4 protein-coding genes are annotated in these 4,499 nt (G+C 62.5%); all 4 read right to left on the reverse strand.

Features of this window, described 5'->3' with window-relative positions:
- Positions 1 to 85 precede the first annotated feature (85 nt).
- The 4 genes from trpE to ACW9I6_RS30935 all read right to left on the reverse strand — a co-directional run bounded on the left by trpE (position 86) and on the right by ACW9I6_RS30935 (position 4,357).
- Entirely contained in the window at positions 86 to 1,567 is a 1,482-nt protein-coding gene (gene trpE, locus ACW9I6_RS30920; RefSeq protein ID WP_087694720.1) for an anthranilate synthase component I, read from the reverse strand.
- Between the two features lie 68 nt (positions 1,568 to 1,635).
- Entirely contained in the window at positions 1,636 to 2,454 is an 819-nt protein-coding gene (locus ACW9I6_RS30925) for a phosphoglycolate phosphatase (protein ID WP_003210964.1), read from the reverse strand.
- On the reverse strand, positions 2,451 to 3,125 hold the full coding sequence (rpe, locus tag ACW9I6_RS30930; protein WP_003210966.1) for a ribulose-phosphate 3-epimerase: 675 nt from the start codon (positions 3,123 to 3,125) through the stop codon (positions 2,451 to 2,453). Before rpe ends, ACW9I6_RS30925 begins: the two co-directional genes overlap by 4 nt.
- An 83-nt stretch (positions 3,126 to 3,208) precedes the next feature.
- Complete coding sequence (locus ACW9I6_RS30935; protein ID WP_003210968.1) at positions 3,209 to 4,357, reverse strand: iron-containing alcohol dehydrogenase; 1,149 nt, start codon at positions 4,355 to 4,357, stop codon at positions 3,209 to 3,211.
- Positions 4,358 to 4,499 lie beyond the last annotated feature (142 nt).

Below are 4,499 nucleotides of genomic sequence, written 5' to 3' on the forward strand. Positions count from 1 at the left end.
GCGGTGCGACAGTCACCTTATATATCGACTGATACACCGCCTTCGCGAGCAAGCCCGCTCCCACATTTTTGATCTACGTCTGACTTCAGCCCTGCGGGGTCTGCTCAGCCAACGCCACCGCGCGGAACATCGCCCGGCGCTTGTTCAGCGTCTCTTCCCATTCCAGGGCCGGTACCGAGTCGGCCACGATCCCGCCGCCCGCCTGCACATGCAGTTCGCCGTCCTTGATCACCGCCGTACGGATCGCGATCGCAGTGTCCATATTGCCGTTCCAGGCGAAATACCCCACCGCGCCGCCATACACACCCCGCTTCACCGGCTCCAGCTCGTCGATGATTTCCATCGCGCGAATCTTCGGTGCGCCGGACAAGGTGCCCGCCGGCAGGATCGCCCGCAGTGCATCCATCGCCGTCAACCCGGCCTTCAGCTCGCCGGTGACGTTGGACACGATGTGCATCACGTTGGAGTAACGCTCGATCACCATCTTCTCGGTGAGTTTCACCGAACCGATTTCCGAGACACGCCCGGTGTCATTGCGGCCCAGGTCGATCAGCATCAAGTGCTCGGCGATTTCCTTGTCGTCGCTCAACAGGTCCTGTTCCAGCGCCAGGTCCGCCTCTTCGGTCGCACCGCGAGGGCGCGTGCCGGCAATCGGGCGTACGGTGATCAGGTTGTCTTCGACCCGCACCAGCACTTCCGGCGAACTGCCCACGACGTGGAAGTCGCCAAAGTTGAAGAAGTACATGTACGGCGTCGGGTTGAAGCAGCGCAGCGCCCGGTACAAATCAATCGGCGCGGCCTTGAAGTCGATGGACATGCGTTGCGACGGCACCACCTGCATGCAGTCACCGGCAAGGATATATTCCTTGATGGTATCGACCGCACGCTCGTAGTCATCCTGGGTAAAGCTGGAGCGGAACACCGGGTCAGCCGCCGGTGGGCGGCTGAGGTCCAGGCCGCGACGCGGGGTGATCGGCTGGCGCAGTTTTTCCAGCAGCGCTTCCAGGCTCGCCTGGCCTTGCTCGAACGCATCGGCCTGGGAAGGATCCGCCAACACGATCGCGTGCATCTTACCCGCGAGGTTGTCGAACACCACCACCGCGTCGGAAACCATCAGCAGAATGTCCGGCACACCCAACGGATCGGGGTTCGGGGATTTGCCCAGGCGTTTTTCCACGTAGCGCACGCAGTCGTAGCCGAAGTAACCCACCAGGCCGCCGTTGAAGCGCGGCAGGCCGGCGATGGTCGGCACGTTGTAGCGCGCCTTGAATTCCTCGACGAAGGCCAGCGGGTCTTCCACATCGTGGCTTTCGATCTCGACGCCGTCCAGGGTGATGCTCACATGGTGATCATGTACCCGCAGCACCGTGCGGCACGGCAGGCCGATGATCGAATAACGGCCCCACTTCTCGCCGCCCTGCACCGACTCCAGCAGATAGGAGTTGGGCTCGTCGGCCAGTTTCAGGTAGATCGACAGCGGGGTGTCGAAGTCGGCCAGGGTTTCGCAGGCCATGGGGATACGGTTGTAGCCGGCAGCGGCCAAACGCAGGAATTCTTCGCGGATCATGAGGTGCCTCGTGGCTTGAGGGTCTAACGGTCAGGTGTGCAAACGTGCCGCAGCGCGGCGAGGATCAGTCAGGCGCGCCAACGCCAGCGGGCCAGGGCCTTGATGACTTTCATCCAGAGTTTGCGAGTGACCACCACGATGGGATTTCCAGAAGGGGATGGAACAGCGTCGGGCAACGTTATCTCAGCGCCCGTTCCCAAGCAACCGGGGATTAACAGGCGCAGGTCATCAATCACCAGCGCCGGGGATTCTTCGGCAATCGGCCGGCCATGGTTGTAGCCGTAACTCAAGGCCACACACTTGACCCCCGCCGCTTTCGCCGCCAGCACATCACTGCGCGAATCGCCGACAAACAGCGATTGGGACGCCGGGATATTGGCCATTTTCATCACGAAGAACAGCGCGGCCGGGTCGGGCTTCTTCTGCGGCAAGGTATCGCCGCCGATGATCCAGCGGAAATACCGGCCGATCTTCATCTGGTCCAACAGCGGTGCGACGAAACGCTCCGGCTTGTTGGTGATCAGGGCCATTTCCACGCCCTGCTTGTGCAGCCATTTCAGGGTGTCGCGCACGCCGGGATAAACCACGGTCAGTTCGTGGCCGTTTTCGTAGGCCACGTTGAACAGCTCAAGCGCATGCTCGGCTTCCACATCATCGACACCCTCGGCCTCGATGTTGTTGGCCAAGGCCCGACGCACCAGCATCTGCGCGCCATTGCCGACCCACTCGCGCACCGACTCGATACCCGCCGGCTTGCGCCCCAGCTTGAGCAGCATCTGGTCCACCGCCGCGGCCAGGTCCGGCACTGAATCGATCAACGTACCGTCCAGATCGAACATCACCAGCCGTGGCAGTTTGCCGGGGAACAGTTGCTCAAAGCCACTCATGGACGCGCCAGCGCCAGTTCTGCACGCATCTTGGCGATCACTTCCTGATAGTCCGGGGCATTGAAGATTGCCGAACCGGCCACAAAGGTGTCGGCACCGGCCGCGGCGATTTCGCGGATGTTGTTGACGTTGACGCCACCGTCGATCTCCAGGCGGATATCACGGCCCGACGCATCGATCAGCGCCCGCGCTTCACGCAGCTTGTTGAGGGTGCCGGGGATGAACTTCTGCCCGCCGAAGCCCGGGTTGACGCTCATCAGCAACACCATGTCGACTTTGTCCATCACGTACTCAAGCACGCTCAGCGGCGTGGCCGGGTTGAACACCAGGCCCGCCTTGCAACCGCCCTCGCGGATCAGTTGCAGGGTGCGGTCCACGTGCAACGTGGCTTCCGGGTGGAAGGTGATGTAGGTCGCGCCGGCTTCGATGAAGTCACCGACGATGCGGTCCACCGGGCTGACCATCAAGTGCGCATCGATAGGCGCGGTCACGCCGTATTTACGCAGGGCGGCGCAGACCATCGGACCAATGGTCAGGTTCGGCACATAGTGGTTGTCCATGACATCGAAGTGAACGAAGTCGGCACCGGCGGCCAACACCTTGTCCACTTCCTCGCCCAGGCGGGCGAAGTCGGCGGAGAGAATCGATGGAGCAATGACGAAGGGCTGCATGACGCACCTTTTTGAGCTAAATCACGATGGCGCGCATTGTATACCTCATGCTTTGCCGCGCGCACCGTGACCTCGCTCAATGGTTAATAAGCTGCCCGGTAGATTTTCTCGATATCCGCGGCGCTGAGCTTGCGCGGATTGTTGCGCATCAGGCGCTCGATCCCCGCCGCTTCTACCGCCATGGCCGGGATCGCATCTTCAGGCACACCGAAGCTGCGCAGGCCGGACGGAATCTCGACTGCGGCACACAGTCGCGTCATCGCATCGACGGCCTGGTCGGCGGCATCCACCGCACTCAACCCCGTGATATTCACGCCCATGGCCTCGGCTATCTCCTGCATGCGCTCCACACACGCCAGCTTGTTCCAGTGCATCACGTAGGGCAGCAGCAAGGCATTGCTTACGCCGTGGGCGATGTTGAAACGCCCGCCCAACGGGTAGGCCAACGCATGCACCGCGCCCACGCCGGCATTCCCGAACGCCATCCCGGCCATCAGGCTGGCGGTGGCCATGTCGTCCCGGGCCTCAAGGTTGGCGGGGTTGGCGTAGGCCTTGGGCAACGCCTTGGCGATCAGTTTGATCGCCCCGATGGCCAGCGCATCGGTGATCGGCGAGGCATTCAGCGACAGGTAGGATTCGATGGCGTGCACCAATGCGTCCACCCCACTGGCGGCGGTGACGCTGCGGGGGCAAGTCAGGGTCATCTGCGGGCTGATCAGGGCCACGTCCGGCAGCAGGTAATCACTGACGATGCCTTTTTTCAGTTGCGCGACCTTGTCCGACAGAATCGCCACGTTGGTCACCTCCGAACCGGTGCCGGCGGTGGTGGGAATCGCGATCAGCGGCGGGCCTTTGCGCGGCACCTGGTCCACGCCGAACAGGTCGGCCAGGGCGCCGTGGTAACCGGCGTAGGCCGCCACGCTCTTGGCGATGTCGATGGCACTGCCGCCGCCGACGCCGATCAGGCCGTCATGCCCGCCTTCGCGGTAGACGCGCATGCAGTCCTCGACGATGGCGATTTCCGGGTCGGGCAGCACGCGGTCGAAAATCTCGTAGGTCCGTTCGCCCAGGTGTTCCAGCGCCAGCGCCACGGTGCCGGATTTGACCAGTGCCGCATCGGTGACAATCAGCGGGTTGTCGACATCCAGCCGCGTCAGCTCGGCGGCCAGTTGCTCGATGGCGCCTGGGCCGGTGAGCAGTTTGTGGGCGATCTTGAATGAGGAAGTACTCATGTGCGCGGCCTCTTATCAGTTATGGGCTGGCACAAGATTAGCTGACTTGGGCTGGTTGTCTTGCATTCAGCTACTGAATAGACACAAACCCAATGTGGGAGCGGGCTTGCTCGCGAAGGCGGTAGGCCAGTCGATATCTCTG

Source organism: Pseudomonas sp. SDO5522_S412 (assembly GCF_054071215.1).